Raw genomic sequence first — 17,624 nt, forward strand, 5'->3', positions numbered from 1 at the left:
CAGACTCCGGATTGGCGATCCGCGTCACCCGAACGGCGATCCCGCGAACCCCTTGAACTCGCCGGCTATGTATGAAGCAGCGTCCCACTTTGCAAAGCCCGCTTCTGGTCAGCGCCCGGAGCGGCTGGTATGGGACGCTGAAACACGGGCAGCGGAACGAGACGGCATGACCACGGCGGCAGAACGCAGCGCATCGGTTGAGCGCAAGACAAAGGAAACGGCGATCGCGGTATCGCTCCACGTCGATGGCACCGGCCAGTTCGACATCGCAACCGGCGTCGGCTTCTTCGATCACATGCTGGAACAGCTGTCGCGCCATTCGCTGATCGACATGGTGATCAAGGCCGATGGCGATCTGCATATCGACGATCATCATACGGTGGAGGATGTCGGCATCGCGATCGGCCAGGCGCTCGACAAGGCGCTGGGCGATCGCCGCGGCATCACGCGCTATGCTTCGCTCGACCTTGCGATGGACGAAACGCTGACGCGCGCTGCCGTGGATGTCTCTGGCCGTCCTTACCTCATCTGGGATGTGCGCTTTCCGTCGGAGAAGATCGGCCGTTTCGACACAGAGCTGTTGAGGGAGTTCTTCCACGCTTTGGCGCAAAACGCTGGCATCACACTGCATATCACCAACCACTATGGCGCCAACTCGCATCATATCGCCGAAACCTGCTTCAAGGCGGTGGCGCGGGTGCTGCGTGCGGCCACGGAGGTCGATCCGCGCCAGATGAATGTCGTTCCCTCCACCAAAGGTTCGCTGAAAGGCTGAGATGGCCGTTTTCGTTGTTCTCGAACCAGATGTCTCCGACCTGACACAGGCGCAGGAGCGCGCCGTCCTTGTGCGCGACGGTTTTGCCTTCTGGGCCTTTGTTGTTCCGGTGATCTGGCTGCTCCTTCATCGGCTCTGGATCGAAGCGCTGGCAGCCCTGGCATTGATGGCGGCAGCCGGAGCGCTGGCGAGCCAGGTCGGCGGTTCTCCGCTGCTTGGCCTCGCTTTATCGCTGCTGACCCAGCTTTATTTCGGCCTGGAAGCCCGCAACCTCAAGATCAACGCGCTGTGCCGCCGCGGCTGGCGCATCTGGGGTCCGGTGGAAGCCTTGAACAAGAATGAAGCCGAGTTGCGCTATGCGGCTGCGGCGGATGCGCGGTCGGTGGTGCTCGAAAACGCACCCTGGCCGCAACGGGCGAACATCACCACGCCGGCGGGTGGCGCAGCGACCCCGATCGTTTCCAATCCTTTTCCATGGACACGCTGATGCGCGTTGCAATCATCGACTACGGCTCCGGCAATCTGCACTCGGCCACAAAGGCTCTCGAGCGGGCCGCGCGTGAAAGCGGGATCGAAGCGGATATCCTTCTGACCGATGACGCCGACGTCGTGCGCAAGGCGGACCGGATCGTGCTGCCAGGTGTCGGTGCCTATGCCGATTGCCGCGCCGGTCTCGATGCGGTTCCCGACATGGTCGCGGTGCTGGAAGAAACGGTTCTAAGAGGTGGAAAACCTTTTCTCGGCATCTGCGTCGGCATGCAGCTGATGGCCGAGCGCGGTCTGGAAAAAAGCACCACAAAGGGCCTCGGCTGGATTGCCGGCGACGTTGTCGAGATGACGCCGTCCGATCCGAGTTTGAAGATCCCGCAGATCGGCTGGAACACGATTCACGTGAAACATCAGCACCCGCTTTTGGCTGATATCCAGACCGGGGAAGGGGGGCTGCACGCCTATTTCGTGCATTCCTATCACCTCGCCACGGCCCAGGCCGACCAGCTCGTCGCGACCACCGATTACGGCGGCGATGTCACCGCGATCGTTGCGCGCGACAACATGGCCGGCACGCAGTTCCATCCCGAAAAGAGCCAGACGCTTGGCCTCGCTCTTCTCGGCAATTTCCTGAAGTGGAAGCCATGATCCTTTTTCCCGCTATCGACCTCAAGGAAGGCCGTTGTGTTCGCTTGAAGCTGGGCGAGATGGCCAGTGCCACTGTCTATAATGAAGACCCTGCCGATCAGGCGCGTGCCTTTCAGGAACAGGGCTTCCAGTGGCTGCATGTCGTGGATCTCGATGGCGCCTTTGCCGGTGAAAGCCGCAACGGGGCAGCGGTTGAAGCCATTCTGAGCGCCACCACGAACCCGGTTCAGCTCGGCGGCGGCATCCGCACGCTCGAGCAGATCGAGGCGTGGCTGGAGAAGGGCTTGGCACGCGTCATCCTCGGCACGGTTGCCGTGCGCGATCCCGATCTGGTGCGCGAGGCGTGCCGTCGCTTTCCGGGCAAGATCGCAGTTGGCATCGATGCCAAGGGCGGCAAGGTTGCCGTGGAAGGCTGGGCGGAAGCCTCGTCGCTTGAAGTGATCGAGCTCGCCCGCAAGTTCGAAGGCGCCGGCGTTTCGGCCATCATCTACACCGACATCGACCGTGACGGCGTGCTGGCCGGCATCAACTGGGATGCGACCATTGCGCTTGCAGACGCCGTGTCGATCCCGGTAATCGCCTCGGGTGGACTGGCGTCGCTCGACGACATCCGCCGCATGACCCAACCCGATGCCGCCAAGCTCGAAGGCGCGATTTCCGGCCGGGCGCTTTATGATGGCCGCATCGGTCCGGCCGAGGCGCTTGCCATCCTTGGCGGATCGACCGCGCGCGGGACCTGATCCATGGTGGCGAAGCGCAGCCGATCTCGGACGGTTGTCTGGTTTCTGCTTGCGCTGGCTGCCATCCTGCTTTTTGCGACCGCACCCATCCTCTCCGTCTTTACGGTCTATTCGGTCGCCGATGCCTATGGTTGCAGGGTCGATGAAGCGTCGGTTCATCCCTGTGTGATCAACGGCACGGATTACGGCGAAACGCTTTACCAGTTCGGCGTCATGGGCTGGTTCATGCTCATCACCATTCCAGCAGGTGCGTTGCTGCTGGCGGTCTGGTTGGTGGTTGCCCTGATCACGCTTTTTCGCTGGCACCGAAAGGGCGCATGAGGAAAGGCGAACGGCCGTGTTTACCGTGCCGCTCGGTTTGATCTTCCTTCTGATCTGGTGCATTGCGGCAGCGTCATTGTTTTTCGTGGAAGCGGACCGCTGTCATGACCCTCAAAGCCCGCATCATTCCGTGCCTGGACGTGAAGGACGGCCGCGTCGTTAAGGGCGTCAACTTCGTTGATCTTATCGATGCGGGCGATCCCGTGGCAGCGGCCAAGGCCTATGATGCGGCGGGCGCGGACGAACTCTGCTTTCTGGATATCACTGCATCTTCAGACAATCGCGACACGATCTTCGACATTGTCGCGAGGACGGCCGAGCATTGCTTCATGCCCCTGACGGTGGGCGGCGGCGTGCGGGCGGTGGGCGACATTCGCAAGCTGCTTCTGGCCGGGGCCGACAAGGTGTCGATCAACACGGCGGCCGTGAAGACCCCCGACTTCGTGGCGGAAGCCGCCGACAAGTTCGGCAACCAGTGCATCGTGGTGGCGATCGACGCCAAGAAAGTATCGGCGTCCGGCGAAATGGATCGCTGGGAAATCTTCACCCATGGCGGCCGCACGCCGACCGGCATCGACGCGGTGGAGTTCGCAAGGAAGGTCGTCGATCTCGGCGCGGGTGAAATCCTACTGACCTCGATGGATCGCGACGGCACCAAAGCCGGCTACGACATCGCTTTGACCCGCGCGATCGCCGATGCGGTGCGCGCGCCGGTGATCGCTTCGGGCGGCGTCGGCACGCTGGATCATCTGGTGGACGGCATTCGCGAAGGCGGTGCGGGCGCGGTGCTGGCCGCCTCGATCTTCCATTTCGGGACGTTTTCGATTGCCGAAGCCAAAGCGCACATGGCAAAAGCCGGCCTGGCCGTGCGTCTCGATCCGGCTGACCTCTAAGCGGGGGACTTGCCATGAGCGACTTCACACTGGCCGACCTGGAAGCGATCGTCGCGACCCGCGCACGCTCCGGTGCTGCCGATTCCTGGACCGCCAAGCTTTATCAGGCAGGCATGGAACGGGCGGCCAAGAAGTTCGGCGAAGAAGCGGTGGAAACCGTGATCGCGTCGATGGGCGAGGATAAGGCCGCACTCGTGTCCGAAAGCGCCGACCTGCTTTACCACTGGCTCGTGGTTCTGGCCGTGGCCGATATTCCGCTCGCCGACGTGATGGCCGAACTCGAGCGCCGCACCGCGCAGACCGGCATCGCGGAAAAGGCGGCACGGAGCGGGTCATGAGAATCGCGGAAGCCTCCCCATCCAACCAGCTGGCGGAGCTTCTGAGCGAGGCGGAGCATTACTCGCCCTATCGTTTCTTTTCTGCGGAAGAATGGGCCCATTTTCGCGCCGACACGCCGCTGACGCTCGATGAAGACGAAGTGCAGCGGCTGCGTTCGCTGAACGATCCGATCGACCTCAACGAAGTGCGCCGCATTTATCTTTCGCTGTCGCGCCTCCTTTCGGCCCATGTGGAAGCAAGCCAGCTTTTGTATCGCCAGCGCCAGGCCTTCTTCAACGGCGATGGCGTCGGCAAGACGCCCTATATCATCGGCATTGCCGGCTCGGTTGCGGTGGGCAAATCCACCACCGCGCGCGTTTTGAAGGAGTTGCTGGCGCGCTGGCCGTCGAGCCCGAAGGTCGATCTCGTCACCACCGACGGCTTTCTTTTGCCTAACGCGATTTTGCGGCGCGACAACCTGATGGAGCGCAAGGGCTTTCCCGAAAGCTACGATTTCGGCAAGCTGCTGCGGTTCTTGTCCAGCATCAAGTCCGGCCAGCGCAACGTGCATGCGCCCGTTTATTCGCACCTGACCTATGACGTGCTGCCCGACGCCTTCGTGGAAGTCGACCGGCCCGACATCCTGATCTTCGAGGGCATCAACGTTCTGCAATCGCGCGACCTGCCGCGTGACGGCAAGGCGGTGCCCTTCGTGTCCGACTTCTTCGACTTCTCGATCTATATCGACGCCCACGAAGCGCTGATCCACCGCTGGTACATCGACCGCTTCATGCGCCTGCGCCAAACCGCCTTCACCAACCCCCAGAGCTTCTTCCACAAATATGCGGAAGTCACCGAAGAAGCCGCCCGCGCCATCGCCGAAGGCCTGTGGCAAAACATCAACCTGCGCAACCTGCAGGACAACATCCTGCCGACGCGGCCGCGGGCGGATCTGATTTTGCGCAAAGGCGCCGATCACCTGATCGAGGAAGTGGCGCTGAGGAAGATTTAGGGGGCGGGGGCGGTGCTTGCATCGTCCAAGGTCGGACCGTGATCCTTGTGCCACCGACGCCGGCCTATAACTGTGGAAGCCTTGTTGACGCCTGCATAGATCAGAAGCGTGACGGCGGCGGAAACATAGCCGTCGATCGCATAATGCCAGCCAAGATAAACCGAACTGATCATGACGAAGCCGACATAAGCCGCGAGCGGGATGGCAAGCTTCCGGTTGAGCTCTGCGAGAAACAGCGCCGTTAGCGTGATCAGCCCGACATGGACACTTGGAAAGGCCGAGATGCCTGATCCAAAGCCAAGGCTTCTCTGGCTGTAAACCGTCCAGAGGTAATGCTGGTAGGCGACCGCCGAATGAGCCTGCTCGCCGCTGCGCGCCAGGAATACCAATTGATCCCTAAAGCGATCGGCATCGCCTGTGACAAGGCCGTAATAGGCCGGACCTGCGGAAAGAAAGAACCCGGCCAGAAGCGTGCCGATCACCGTCCAAACAAGGCAGAAGCACAAAAAATAGCGCGTCCGCATGCCCGCTGCCTTCGGGGAGGTCATCATGAAGAACAGGACGGCGAAGCAGATCACGAACCACAGCGCATTGTAGTTCCACTCGATGATCGAACGCACGAGATCGTAGCCGAGGAAAGGCTGCAGAATGCGCCACGGATCGGTGTTGAAGTGAAGGAGCCGATCAAGAGCCGCATGCGTGGCGTCGTAGGGAAAGCCACCTTCGATCAAAGGAAAAGCAGTCTTCACCGCCGTGAAAACGGACTGGAAAACGCTGAGAGCCAGAAGGCAAAGAATGCCAGCGGCCATATAGGCTAGCCGTTCACGCGAATAAACGCGGCGAAACACCAGTGCGCGTCGTCGGTCGAAACGGTGGATGATGCAGGCGGCATCCCACAAAACAGCCATGGCCGGCATGAAGATCGCAAACAGGAAGAACCATTTGCCCGGATAGATGCCGAACGACGCCCAGCTAAAAAGGCCGAAGTGCAGCAGGAACAGGGATCCGGCAACGCTGTAGGCGGCAATCACCAGATACAGCCACTTGTCTGCCGAAGTATAGGCAACAAGACTGCTGAAGAAGGGCGATGGGCCGATGGCATCCCGACGTGCATTCATCTGATCGATCCGCATGACGGGATCCATTTTGCCCGTGAAAAGTCTCGATTCCCCTAAGGAAAGCGGATGATCTTGACAATCACCCCGCCGTCACCCGCCTCAGCGTCAGATTGATCCGGCCGCCGTTCTTCAACAGCGTCGAGGTGCCGGGGTAAATCCGGTCGACGCCGTGGAAGGCGAGGCGGCTTTGGCCGCCGAGTACGACGACATCGCCGCTGGCGAGCTTGAAGGAGCCGGTCGCGTCCTTGCGGCTGGTGCCGCCGACGCGAAACAGGCAGGTGTCGCCGAGCGAGACGGATAGAACGGGCGCTTGGAGATCGGTTTCGTCGCGATCCTGGTGCAGGCCCATCCTGGCGTCCGCCGTGTAGAAGTTGACCAGACAGGCTTGCGGCTCGTGCGGATAATCGGCGAGTTCATTCCATAGATCGAGCAGGCGCTGCGGGATCGCGGGCCAAGGCTCGTTTGTGAGGGGATGATGCGGCTGGTAGCGGTAGCCATTATCCTTGTCGGTGACCCAACCGAGCGCACCGCAATTGGTCATGCGCACGCTGAGCGGCTTGCCGGTTCGGGGCATGGCCGGCTGGTAAAGCGGTGCCTGCGCAACAATGGCGCGGATCTCTTCGAGAAGGGCCTTCTGGTCTTCAAGAGCAAAGAAACCGGGCAGGTGGCGAAAGCCTGCAGGCAAGGCGAACGGCATCAATCGTCACCAACACGGCCGCGCATGCGCTTCACCGTAGAGCGTCCCGCCTTTGCCTTGAGGCGGCGCTCGACCGAGCCTTTGGTGGGACGCGTTTTCTTGCGCGGCGGGGGCGGTGGTTCGGCGGCCTTCGAAAGAAGATCGACCAGCCGCTCGCGCGCATCGGCACGGTTGCGCTCCTGGGTGCGGAAGCGGTTGGCCTCGATCAGGATCTCGCCGTCTTTCGTGCCGCGCTGGCCGGCCAGGCGCAGCGCGCGCGTCTGCACGGCTTCAGGCAGATCGGAGGCCAGAAGGTCGAAGCGCAGCTGAACGGCGGTGGCGACCTTATTGACGTTCTGGCCGCCCGGGCCGGCGGCACGAATGAAGCTTTCCGAAAGATCGTCGTTTCGGATGCTCAACCCATGGCCGATGGAAATGCGCTCGTCGCTCATGCGCCATCAGATGCAGCGGTCATTGCCAAAAGAAAAGGCCAAAAGAAAAGGCCCGGTTTGATGCCGGGCCTTTGTTCGCTTGATGAAGCTGTTTACTCCGCCGCTTCGGGAACGCGGGGTGCTGCTTCGCGCACGGCGCCATCGACGTGGTCTTCGAACTTCGCGAAGTTGTCGATGAACATGCCGACGAGGCGGCGCGCCTGTGCGTCATAAGCGGCCTTATCCGCCCAAGTCGAACGCGGGTCGAGGATCGAACTGTCGACACCGGGCACGGCCACCGGCACGGCGAAACCGAAATTGGCGTCGGTGCGGAATTCGGCCTCGTGCAGCGAACCGTCGAGAGCGGCTGCCAGCAGCGCGCGCGTCGCTTTGATAGGCATGCGCTTGCCCGTGCCGAAGGCGCCGTTGGTCCAGCCGGTGTTCACCAGCCAGCAATCGACCTGATGCTCTGCGATCAGCTCGCGCAGGAGGTTGCCGTATTCGCTGGGATGGCGCGGCATGAAGGGCGCGCCGAAGCAGGTCGAGAAGGTCGCTTCCGGTTCGGTCACGCCCTTTTCGGTTCCCGCCACCTTGGCGGTGTAGCCGGACAGGAAGTGATACATGGCCTGCGCCGGCGTCAGCTTGGCGATCGGCGGCATCACGCCGAAAGCATCGGCCGTCAGCATGATGATGTTCTTGGGATGGTGACCGCGGCCCGTCTTGCTCGCATTGGGGATGAAGTCGAGCGGATAAGCGCAGCGCGTGTTTTCGGTGCGCGAGCCATCGTCGAAATCCGGCACCCGGTTCTCATCGAGCACGACATTTTCCAGAACCGTGCCGAAGCGGCGGGTGGTGGAGAAGATCTCCGGCTCGGCTTCTTCAGACAGGCGGATCGTCTTGGCATAGCAGCCGCCTTCGAAGTTGAAGACGCCGTCCGGCCCCCAGCCATGCTCGTCGTCGCCGATCAGAGTGCGCGACGGGTCGGCCGACAGGGTGGTCTTGCCGGTGCCCGACAGGCCGAAGAACACGGCCGTTTCGCCATCATGGCTTTCATTGGCCGAGCAATGCATCGGCATCACAGTCTTGGCCGGCAGAAGATAGTTGAGCGCCGTGAACACCGACTTCTTCATTTCGCCGGCATAGGACGTGCCGCCGATCAGAACGAGCATGTTGGTGAAATCCACCGCGATGATCGTTTCGGTGCCCGAACCATGACGGGCCGGATCAGCCCGGAAAGACGGCAGGTCGATGATGGTGAGCGCCGGCGTGAAGTCCGCCAGTTCGGAGCGATCCGGCCGGATCAGCAGGTTACGGATGAACTGGGAATGCCAGGCATATTCGGTGATCACGCGGGTGGGCAGGCGATGCACGGGATCGGCGCCGCCTTCGAGATCCTGCACGAACAGGTCGAGACCTTCCGCATGAGCAAGGAAGTCGCGATGCAGCTGTTCGAAATGTTCGCGGCTGATCGGCTTGTTGTTGTCCCACCAGACATGATCTTCGGTGTCGGCGTCGCGCACCACGAACTTGTCCTTGGGCGAGCGTCCGGTGTGTTCGCCGGTATCGGCAACAAGCGCGCCATGAGCGGACAGGCGCGCTTCCTTTCTTTGAATCGCAATCTCAGTGAGCTCTGCGGCGCCGAGATTGTAAAACACATGGCCCGGGTTCCGCAGCCCGCTTTCAAGCAAACCATGGTGCGGATTGCGCGTACCGGTCTCGTTCATTACGCCTCCCAAGCGTCAACGGGATAAACATCGAGCGTCAGGGCTCATCTTTGTTGGGGAAACAGAAAAGCTGAACAATATCAAATCATTAATCGATTTAAAGATTTTAAAAAGCGTCTAAATCGGTTGTAAGACCCCGTTCGGGGGCTATCTTGGAGAACAAGCACTTGTGTTGGTGCGCCCTTGGTTCTGCGGGGTGGCTCGTCTTGCCTTGCCCGAGGCCAGCCGCTACGGAATGAACCGGGTGCCACATTTTGTACCCAATTTGTCCTCCAGACAGCGCGCTCCTGCGACTGGAAAGGGACAGTCTAGCCTATGAGGGAGCAGCCGGAGATGGCTACGATCGCCTTGGTCGATGACGACCGCAACATCCTGACCTCGGTGTCGATTGCACTGGAGTCGGAGGGTTACCGCGTCGAGACCTATACCGATGGGGCTTCCGCGCTGGAAGGCTTGGGCGCGCGCCCGCCAAACCTCGCAATCCTCGATATCAAGATGCCGCGCATGGATGGCATGGAGCTTCTGCGCCGCTTGCGCCAGAAGACCGACCTGCCGGTGATCTTCCTGACATCGAAGGACGACGAGATCGACGAGCTGTTCGGCCTCAAGATGGGCGCCGACGATTTCATTCGCAAACCGTTTTCGCAGCGCCTTCTGGTGGAACGCGTGCGCGCCGTTCTGCGCCGCGCCAGCACTCGTGACCTGCCGGGCAAGTCGCCGGAAAAAGCCGCCCGCTCGCTCGAGCGCGGCCAACTGGTGATGGACCAGGAACGCCATACCTGCACCTGGAAGGGTGAGCCGGTGACGCTGACGGTCACCGAATTTCTCATCCTGCATTCCCTGGCGCAGCGCCCGGGCGTCGTGAAAAGCCGCGATGCCCTGATGGATTCGGCCTATGACGAGCAGGTCTATGTCGACGACCGCACCATCGACAGTCACATCAAGCGCCTGCGCAAGAAGTTCAAGCAGGTCGATGACGACTTCGAGATGATCGAAACGCTGTATGGCGTCGGTTATCGCTTCAAGGAAGCGTGAGGCGAAACGCCAGATCGAAGCGGGGTTGCGCAATGACGCAAGCGGACGAGCCGCGCACCGGTGTCGTCAAACCGGTTGGCGCCCCGATGCGCCAATCGCGTCGGCGCTTGCGCATCGGCTGGAGCCGCTTCAACCGCACCCTGCAGCGCTTTCTCGGCCATTACGTCTTTTCCAGCCTGACGCGGCGCATTCTCGTTTTGAACCTCGCCGCGCTCGGCGTACTCGTTGTCGGCATTTCCTATCTCAACCAGTTTCGTGACGGGCTGATCGACGCCAAGGTCGAAAGCCTGATGACGCAGGGCGAAATCATCGCCAGCGCGATCGCGGCCTCGGCCACGGTGGACACGGATTCGATCAGCATCGATCCGGAAGCGCTTCTGGAACTGCAGGCCGGCGAAAGCGTCGCGCCCGGTTCCGACCAGCTCGACAGCCTCGATTTCCCGATCAATCCCGAACGGGTCGCGCCGCTTCTGCGTCGCCTGATTTCGCCCACCAAGACCCGGGCGCGCATCTATGATCGCGATGCCAATCTGCTTCTGGATTCCAGCCGGCTTTATTCGCGCGGCCAGATCCTGCGCTACAACCTGCCGCCGGTGGAAGAAGAACCGAACTGGTTCGAACAGGCCGAAGATTACCTGATCAGCTTTTTCCGCCGCACCGATCTTCCCGTTTACAAGGAAGCGCCGGGCGGTAGCGGCACGGCGTTTCCCGAAGTGATGACGGCGCTGACCGGCGGACCGTCCACCATCGTGCGCACCGGCGAACAGGGCGAGCTGATCGTGTCGGTGGCCGTGCCGGTGCAGCGCTTTCGTGCCGTGCTCGGCGTGCTGATGCTATCGACGCAAGGCGGCGATATCGACAAGATCGTCGCCGAAGAGCGCAAGGCGATCTATCGTGTGTTCGGCGTGGCGGCCTTGGTCGTCGCGATCCTGTCGATGCTGCTCGCTTCCACCATCGCCCAGCCGCTGCGCCGCCTGGCCGCCGCTGCCGTTCGGGTGCGTCGGGGTTCGTCGACGCGCGAGGAAATCCCGGACTTTTCCGAACGCGGCGACGAGATCGGCAATCTGTCGATTGCGGTGCGCGACATGACCAACGCGCTTTATGCCCGCATCGAAGCGATCGAGAGTTTCGCGGCCGATGTGGCGCATGAGTTGAAGAACCCGCTGACCTCGCTGCGCAGCGCGGTGGAAACCCTGCCGCTCGCCAAGAAGCCGGAAGCGCGCGATCGTTTGATGGAAGTGATCCAGCACGATGTGCGACGCCTCGACCGCCTGATCACCGACATTTCCGACGCCTCGCGTCTCGATGCGGAACTGGCGCGCGACGATTCCGCCAAGGTCGATCTGAAGAAGCTGATCACCGACATCGTTTCGATTTCGGCCGAGCCCGGCCGCCACAAGAAGCCGGTGGCGATCAGCTTCACGGCGGAAAAGCTGCCGCAGGGAATCAAGGCCTTTTCTGTGCTCGGCCATGATCTGCGCCTGGGGCAGGTGCTGACCAATCTGATCGAGAATGCGCGCTCCTTTGTGCCGGAAGAAGACGGGGCGATCGACATCAACCTGGCGCGCAAGGGTAAGCGCTTCGTGATCACCGTGTCCGACAATGGGCCCGGCATCGGGGTGGAGAATATCGAGCGCATCTTCGAGCGCTTTTATACCGACCGCCCGTCGAGCGAGGCGTTCGGCCAGAATTCCGGCCTCGGCCTGTCGATCAGCCGCCAGATCGTGGAAGCCCATGGGGGCACGTTGAGCGCCGAGAATATTTTGGGCGTCACGCCCGGCCATTATCTTGGTGCGCGCTTCATCGTCAGCCTGCCGGCCGAAAGCTGAGCCGCAATATGGGCGCTGCCAACCATCACGGCACGCTCGTTGTTGTCGGCGACACGGGCGTGTTGATCCGCGGCCAATCGGGTTCAGGCAAGAGCACGCTGGCGCTTGCCCTGATCGCGGCCGGTCAGCGGCTGGGTTTGTTTGTTCGCCTCGTGGCGGATGATCAGGTTTATCTGCAACACCATCACGGTCGCCTGATCGGATGGGTGCCGCAGCCTCTCGCCGGTCTGGTGGAAATGCCGCCGCTCGGTCCCGTGCCGATCGCCTTCGAGCCTCGCGCCCAGGTGGACTGGGTGGTGGATCTCGTTACGCCGAACGACACGGAGCGGATGGTGGATATCGGCCCGATCACGCTCGATCGGGTGACCCTGCCTTTGCTGAAGCTCCCGCAGCGCAACACGGAACCGGCCGTTACGGCGTTGCTTAAAATCCTCGGTGACAAAGTTTTGCCTGGAAAGTTACCGCTCTGAGGCGCAAACTGCGGCATTGTGACCATCCAAAGCGCAGATAATGGCTTGTCAACGGCGAGCGCCTCGACAAGATGGCCGTTCCGCACCTGCGAAGGGGCGGCCGCCATCCACTATCCGGCGGATCTGACAGGAGTCGCTCAAGAATGATCGGACTCGTGCTGGTGACGCACGGTCGCCTGGCCGAAGAATTCCGCTTAGCCGTCGAGCATGTGGTCGGCGCGCAAACACAGTTCATGACTGTGTGCATCGGTGCGGATGATAATATGGAACAGCGCCGGCAGGACATCGTTGATGCGGTGGCCGAGGTCGATACCGGCAAGGGCGTGATCATCCTGACCGACATGTTCGGCGGCACGCCCTCCAACCTCGCCATCTCCGTGATGGAGACCGGACGCGTGGAAGTGATTGCCGGCACCAATCTGCCGATGCTGATCAAGCTCACCAGCGTGCGCGTCACCCATTCGATGCAGCAGGCCCTCGATTACGCGCAGATGGCCGGCCGCAAATATATTAGCGTCGCGAGCCAAATGCTGACCTGTAAATGACCATTACCCAGAACGCGGCCCCCAACGCTGCCCTGACCCGAGAACTCAAGATCGTGAACCAGCGCGGATTGCATGCGCGGGCTTCCGCCAAGTTCGTGCAGGTCGCCGGCAGCTTCAACGCCGATGTTCGGGTGGAAAAGGACGGGGTGAGCGTTGGCGGCACCTCGATCATGGGCCTGATGATGCTGGCGGCCAGCCCCGGCTGTTCGATCCGCGTCAGCGCCAAGGGTGATGAGGCCGCGCAGGTGATCCAGGCGCTGGAAGCCTTGATCGCCGACCGCTTCGGCGAAGAGCACTAAGCTTCATAACGACATAAAGACCTCTTTATATGAGATTGTCTGATCGGGCTGCCTCTGCTAGGAGGACGGCATATCGCGCGCGCTCGATCCTTTTCCGCGCGCTGCCGTTTTCTGGAAGGAAGCTTTCATGACCACCACCAACGATCATATCATTGCCGACATCAAGCTTGCGGACTGGGGCCGCAAGGAAATCGAGATCGCCGAAACCGAGATGCCGGGCCTGATGGCCACGCGCGAAGAGTTCGGTGCGTCGCAGCCGCTCAAGGGCGCGCGCATTTCCGGTTCGCTTCACATGACGATCCAGACCGCCGTTCTGATCGAAACGCTGCAGGCTGTCGGCGCCGACGTGCGCTGGGCCTCCTGCAACATCTTTTCCACGCAGGACCATGCGGCCGCCGCGATTGCTGCCACCGGCACGCCGGTCTTCGCAATCAAGGGCGAGACGCTGGAAGACTACTGGCGCTACACCGACCAGATCTTCCAATGGCCGGATGGCGAGCCCACCAACCTCATTCTCGACGATGGCGGCGACGCAACGATGTATATCCTGATCGGCGCGCGCGCCGAAGCCGGCGAGGACGTCCTGTCCAATCCCGGCAACGAGGAAGAAGAAATCCTGTTTGCGCAGATCAAGACGCGCATGGGGCAGACGCCCGGCTTCTTCACCCGCACCCGCGACGCCATCAAGGGCGTCAGCGAGGAAACCACCACCGGCGTGAACCGTCTTTATCAGCTGCAGAAACGCGATTTGCTGCCGTTCCCGGCCATCAACGTCAACGACTCGGTGACCAAGTCGAAGTTCGACAACAAGTATGGCTGCAAGGAATCGCTGGTGGACGGCATTCGCCGCGGCACCGACGTGATGATGGCCGGCAAGGTCGCCGTTGTGTGCGGCTATGGCGATGTCGGCAAGGGTTCGTCCGCATCGCTGCGCGGCGCGGGTGCCCGCGTGAAGGTCACGGAAGTCGATCCGATCTGCGCGCTGCAGGCGGCGATGGACGGCTTCGAGGTCGTCACGCTGGAAGATGCCGCACCGACCGCCGACATCGTGATCACCACCACCGGCAACAAGGACGTGATCACGCTCGAACACATGCGCCTGATGAAGAACATGGCGATCGTCGGCAATATCGGTCACTTCGACAACGAGATCCAGGTCGCAGCCCTGCGCAACCTGAAGTGGACCAATGTGAAGCCGCAGGTCGACATGGTCGAATTTCCTGACGGCAAGCGCCTGATCCTCCTGTCGGAAGGCCGTTTGCTCAATCTCGGCAACGCCACCGGCCACCCGTCCTTCGTGATGTCGGCCTCCTTCACCAACCAGGTGCTGGCGCAGATCGAACTTTGGACGAAGGGTGCGGAGTACCGCAACGAGGTTTACACGCTGCCCAAGCACCTCGACGAGAAGGTCGCGCGCCTGCATCTCGACAAGCTCGGCGCCAAGCTCACCACGCTGTCGGACGAACAGGCCGCCTATATTGGCGTGACGCCGGAAGGTCCGTTCAAGGCGGAACACTACCGCTACTGATACGGCGGCGGATAACCACAACATATTGAGGCGCGGCCATTGACTTTTGGCCGCGCCTTTCTTTTTCGCCGCAAGATTCTTCCCGCAGATTCCCGATAACTGTACAGTGTCATGATTCGCGATATCGGACGCTGGGGCGCGGGGCGAAGAGCCCACCCGGTATCGCAGCCAGGCGGTCTTGGCAGGCGGCGAGAGGGTTACAAGACATGCCATCCAACGACCCGCTTCAAGCGGGGATGCTCGTTTCAAGATGCGGCCAGGCCGTCACCAGTCTGCTGCAGACCGGCCGACGAACCGTTCGCCATCTGACAATGCTTGCCACAGGATCGGCGTCGATCGCGCTTCTCGCGGCCTCGCCGGCGCTGGCGCAAAGCGGCGGCTTTGTTATGAGCACGCTGGAAGTCATCCAGTTCGCCACCTTTTGCGGCATTCTCTTTGCCGCCATGATTTCCGCCGTCTGGTTGATCCGCGAGCGTGGCCGCACGGCTGCCGAAAATGTCGATCTGCGCACGCGGGTGGCCGAGCTCGGCACCCAGGCGCAGCGCGCCGATGCGCTGCTCAACATGCGCGATCAGCGGATCGTGGTGTGGGACGCCGAAGGCAAGCGCCCGGATCTGGTTGGCGGATTGCCGATCGAAGCCGGCGCACCGGAAGAACGCGCCGCGTTTCTCGCTTTCGGGCGCTGGCTGATGCCGCGCTCGGCCGCAGCCCTCGATCATGCCGTCTCCGCTTTGCGCGACCATGCGACTCCCTTCGAACTGACGGTGGAAACCCAAAACGGTGCGCTGCTCGATGTTCAGGGTCGTCGCTCGCCGAGCCTGGCGCTGCTGCGCTTCACCTCGCTCAGCCAGGCACAGCGCGCTCATGCCGCGCTTCGCCTGGAACACCAGAAGCTGGAAGGTGAGCGCGCAGCACTTTTGACCCTGCTCGACGCGCTCGATCTGCCGTTCTGGCTGCGCGATGCGGGTGGGCGGATGCAATGGGTGAACGCCGCCTACGCCAAGGCCGTCGACGCCGCCGATCCTGCGGCCGCCATACGCGAAGGGCGCGAACTTCTCGGCACGCCGGTGCGCGCCGCTATTGCGGCAGAGGTCGCGCAGGGCCGCGCCTTCAAGCAGACCGTATCCACCGTGATTGGCGGCGATCGCCGCATGGTGGATGTGACCGATGCCGCGACACCGCAGGGCTCGGCCGGCATTGCCTGCGATGTCAGCGAGATCGAGGCCATGCGCGCCGAACATGAGCGCACGGTGAAAAGCCATTCCGACACGCTCGACCAGATCAACACGGCGATCGCGATCTTCGATGCTGACCAGAAGCTGCGCTTCTTCAACCAGGCGTTCCAGCGCTTGTGGGATCTCGATCTAGGCTTCCTGGAAAGCGCGCCCGACCATGCCCTGATGCTCGACCGGTTGCGCTCCGAGCGCAAGCTTGCCGAACAGCCGGAATGGCGGCGCTGGAAGGAAAACGTGCTGGCGGCCTATCGCGCCGTCGAGCCGATCGCCGATCAATGGTATCTGCCCGATGGCCGCACCTTGCGCGTCGTCGGCAACCCGCAGCCGCGCGGCGGCGCGACCTGGGTGTTCGAAAACCTCACCGAACAGATCGATCTCGAAAGCCGTTACCGCACGGCCGTGCGCGTGCAGGGCGAAACGCTGGACAATCTGGCCGAAGGCGTCGCGGTGTTCGGCCCGGATGGGCGCGTGCGCCTGTCCAACCCGGCCTTTCACCAGTTGTGGGACCTGCCGGCCGATCTGGCCGCACCCGGCACGCATATTTCGGCGCTGCGCGAAGCGGCCGATGCCCGCACCGCGGCCAATCCCTGGAACGACTTCGTGGCGTCGGTCACCGGCTTCGACGAAGAGCGCCGCGACCGGCAGGGGCAGGTCGAGCTTACCTCCGGCAAGATCCTGCGCCATGCGCTGATCCATCTGCCGAACGGCCAGTCGATGATCACCTTCGTGGACATCACTGACAGCGCCAATATCGAGCGCGCGCTGACCGACAAGAACGAAGCGCTGTTGAAGTCCGAGCAGCTCAAGAACGACTTCGTGCAGCATGTGTCCTATGAGCTGCGCTCGCCGCTCACCAACATCATCGGCTTCACCGAGCTTCTGACGCAGCCGACCACCGGACCGCTCAACGAAAAGCAGCGCGATTACCTCGACCATATCGGTTCGTCGTCGTCCGTGCTGCTCAACGTGGTCAACGACATCCTCGATCTTGCAACGGTGGATGCCGGCATGGTCGCGCTCGACATCGCGGAAGTGCCGGTGGCCGAAACGGTGCAGGCGGCGGTCGAGTTGGTGGACGAGCGGCTCAAGGAACACGCGATTTCGCTGCGCACCGACCTCAGCCACGCGCCGCGCACGCTTTTTGCCGACGAACACCGCATCAAGCAGATCCTGGTCAACCTCCTCAGCAATGCCGGCAACTTCGCGCCGGAAGGCTCATCCGTGACGCTGACCTGCCTCGAACACGAAAACGACGTCGTGTTCAGCGTGCATGATGATGGTCCGGGCATGCCCGACGATGTGCTCGACACCGTGTTCCGCCGCTTCGAGCCGCGCGCCAATGGCGGCCGCCGCAGGGGGGCAGGCTTGGGTCTTTCGATCGTGAAAAGCTTCGTGGAACTGCATGGCGGCGTGATCGATATTCATACCGGCGAAGGCCGTGGCACGACCGTGATCTGCCGCTTTCCCAACCGCCCGACGCAAATGCGCGAGGCGGCCGAGTGACGGCGTCCAGACAGAGCCTCACCTTGCAGGTGGAT

General features: G+C 62.1%; 19 protein-coding genes. 15 read left to right on the forward strand and 4 right to left on the reverse strand.

What is annotated here, in order from left to right; genetic code table 11:
• Positions 1-166: 166 nt before the first annotated feature.
• The 8 genes from hisB (at position 167) to coaA (ending at position 5,196) form a co-directional block, all read left to right on the forward strand.
• Positions 167-775 (forward strand): imidazoleglycerol-phosphate dehydratase HisB, encoded by a 609-nt coding sequence (gene hisB, locus JYU29_RS13270; protein WP_213985292.1) that lies wholly within the window; start codon positions 167-169, stop codon positions 773-775.
• 1 nt (position 776) lies between these two features.
• On the forward strand, positions 777-1,262 hold the full coding sequence (locus JYU29_RS13275) for a DUF2628 domain-containing protein (RefSeq protein WP_213985293.1): 486 nt from the start codon (positions 777-779) through the stop codon (positions 1,260-1,262).
• The gene (hisH, locus tag JYU29_RS13280) at positions 1,262-1,912 is read left to right on the forward strand and encodes an imidazole glycerol phosphate synthase subunit HisH (protein ID WP_213985294.1); all 651 of its coding nucleotides are present in this window, start codon (positions 1,262-1,264) and stop codon (positions 1,910-1,912) included. Before JYU29_RS13275 ends, hisH begins: the two co-directional genes overlap by 1 nt.
• On the forward strand, positions 1,909-2,652 hold the full coding sequence (gene hisA, locus JYU29_RS13285) for a 1-(5-phosphoribosyl)-5-[(5-phosphoribosylamino)methylideneamino]imidazole-4-carboxamide isomerase (protein ID WP_213985295.1): 744 nt from the start codon (positions 1,909-1,911) through the stop codon (positions 2,650-2,652). Before hisH ends, hisA begins: the two co-directional genes overlap by 4 nt.
• 3 nt (positions 2,653-2,655) lie before the next feature.
• Entirely contained in the window at positions 2,656-2,973 is a 318-nt protein-coding gene (locus tag JYU29_RS13290) for a hypothetical protein (RefSeq protein ID WP_213985296.1), read from the forward strand.
• Positions 2,974-3,077: 104 nt separating this feature from the next.
• Positions 3,078-3,866, forward strand: coding sequence for an imidazole glycerol phosphate synthase subunit HisF (gene hisF / locus JYU29_RS13295; protein WP_213985297.1), 789 nt, complete (start codon positions 3,078-3,080; stop codon positions 3,864-3,866).
• Between the two features lie 14 nt (positions 3,867-3,880).
• Entirely contained in the window at positions 3,881-4,204 is a 324-nt protein-coding gene (locus JYU29_RS13300; protein WP_213985298.1) for a phosphoribosyl-ATP diphosphatase, read from the forward strand.
• Positions 4,201-5,196, forward strand: coding sequence for a type I pantothenate kinase (coaA, locus tag JYU29_RS13305; RefSeq protein ID WP_213985299.1), 996 nt, complete (start codon positions 4,201-4,203; stop codon positions 5,194-5,196). Before JYU29_RS13300 ends, coaA begins: the two co-directional genes overlap by 4 nt.
• Here coaA and JYU29_RS13310 read toward each other — a convergent pair.
• From JYU29_RS13310 to JYU29_RS13325, 4 genes are all read right to left on the reverse strand, one after another.
• Complete coding sequence (locus tag JYU29_RS13310) at positions 5,193-6,329, reverse strand: phosphatase PAP2 family protein (RefSeq protein WP_213985300.1); 1,137 nt, start codon at positions 6,327-6,329, stop codon at positions 5,193-5,195. The genes coaA and JYU29_RS13310 overlap by 4 nt on opposite strands.
• 64 nt (positions 6,330-6,393) lie before the next feature.
• Positions 6,394-7,011, reverse strand: a complete 618-nt coding sequence (locus JYU29_RS13315; protein ID WP_213985301.1) for an alpha-ketoglutarate-dependent dioxygenase AlkB family protein — start codon at positions 7,009-7,011, stop codon at positions 6,394-6,396.
• Complete coding sequence (arfB, locus tag JYU29_RS13320; RefSeq protein WP_213985302.1) at positions 7,011-7,442, reverse strand: alternative ribosome rescue aminoacyl-tRNA hydrolase ArfB; 432 nt, start codon at positions 7,440-7,442, stop codon at positions 7,011-7,013. The genes JYU29_RS13315 and arfB overlap by 1 nt, the downstream gene beginning before the upstream one ends.
• A 92-nt stretch (positions 7,443-7,534) precedes the next feature.
• Positions 7,535-9,145, reverse strand: coding sequence for a phosphoenolpyruvate carboxykinase (locus JYU29_RS13325; protein ID WP_213985303.1), 1,611 nt, complete (start codon positions 9,143-9,145; stop codon positions 7,535-7,537).
• A gap of 333 nt (positions 9,146-9,478) precedes the next feature.
• Between JYU29_RS13325 and JYU29_RS13330 the strand changes: the two genes are divergently transcribed.
• From JYU29_RS13330 to JYU29_RS13360, 7 genes are all read left to right on the forward strand, one after another.
• On the forward strand, positions 9,479-10,180 hold the full coding sequence (locus JYU29_RS13330; RefSeq protein ID WP_213985304.1) for a response regulator transcription factor: 702 nt from the start codon (positions 9,479-9,481) through the stop codon (positions 10,178-10,180).
• An 86-nt stretch (positions 10,181-10,266) separates the two neighbouring features.
• Positions 10,267-12,009, forward strand: coding sequence for a sensor histidine kinase (locus tag JYU29_RS13335; protein ID WP_213985580.1), 1,743 nt, complete (start codon positions 10,267-10,269; stop codon positions 12,007-12,009).
• A gap of 8 nt (positions 12,010-12,017) precedes the next feature.
• Positions 12,018-12,479: an HPr kinase/phosphorylase gene (locus JYU29_RS13340; RefSeq protein ID WP_213985305.1), complete on the forward strand. Its 462-nt coding sequence runs from the start codon at positions 12,018-12,020 to the stop codon at positions 12,477-12,479.
• A gap of 143 nt (positions 12,480-12,622) precedes the next feature.
• Positions 12,623-13,024, forward strand: a complete 402-nt coding sequence (locus JYU29_RS13345) for a PTS sugar transporter subunit IIA (protein WP_213985306.1) — start codon at positions 12,623-12,625, stop codon at positions 13,022-13,024.
• The gene (locus JYU29_RS13350) at positions 13,021-13,323 is read left to right on the forward strand and encodes an HPr family phosphocarrier protein (RefSeq protein ID WP_213985307.1); all 303 of its coding nucleotides are present in this window, start codon (positions 13,021-13,023) and stop codon (positions 13,321-13,323) included. The genes JYU29_RS13345 and JYU29_RS13350 overlap by 4 nt, the downstream gene beginning before the upstream one ends.
• A 127-nt stretch (positions 13,324-13,450) precedes the next feature.
• Positions 13,451-14,851 carry an adenosylhomocysteinase gene (ahcY, locus tag JYU29_RS13355; protein ID WP_213985308.1) on the forward strand — a complete coding sequence of 467 codons (1,401 nt, stop codon included), beginning with the start codon at positions 13,451-13,453 and terminating at the stop codon, positions 14,849-14,851.
• Between the two features lie 206 nt (positions 14,852-15,057).
• On the forward strand, positions 15,058-17,589 hold the full coding sequence (locus JYU29_RS13360) for a PAS domain-containing sensor histidine kinase (RefSeq protein WP_213985309.1): 2,532 nt from the start codon (positions 15,058-15,060) through the stop codon (positions 17,587-17,589).
• Positions 17,590-17,624: the final 35 nt, after the last annotated feature.

It is taken from the genome of Tianweitania aestuarii (assembly GCF_018457165.1).
Taxonomy (GTDB): domain Bacteria; phylum Pseudomonadota; class Alphaproteobacteria; order Rhizobiales; family Rhizobiaceae; genus Tianweitania; species Tianweitania aestuarii.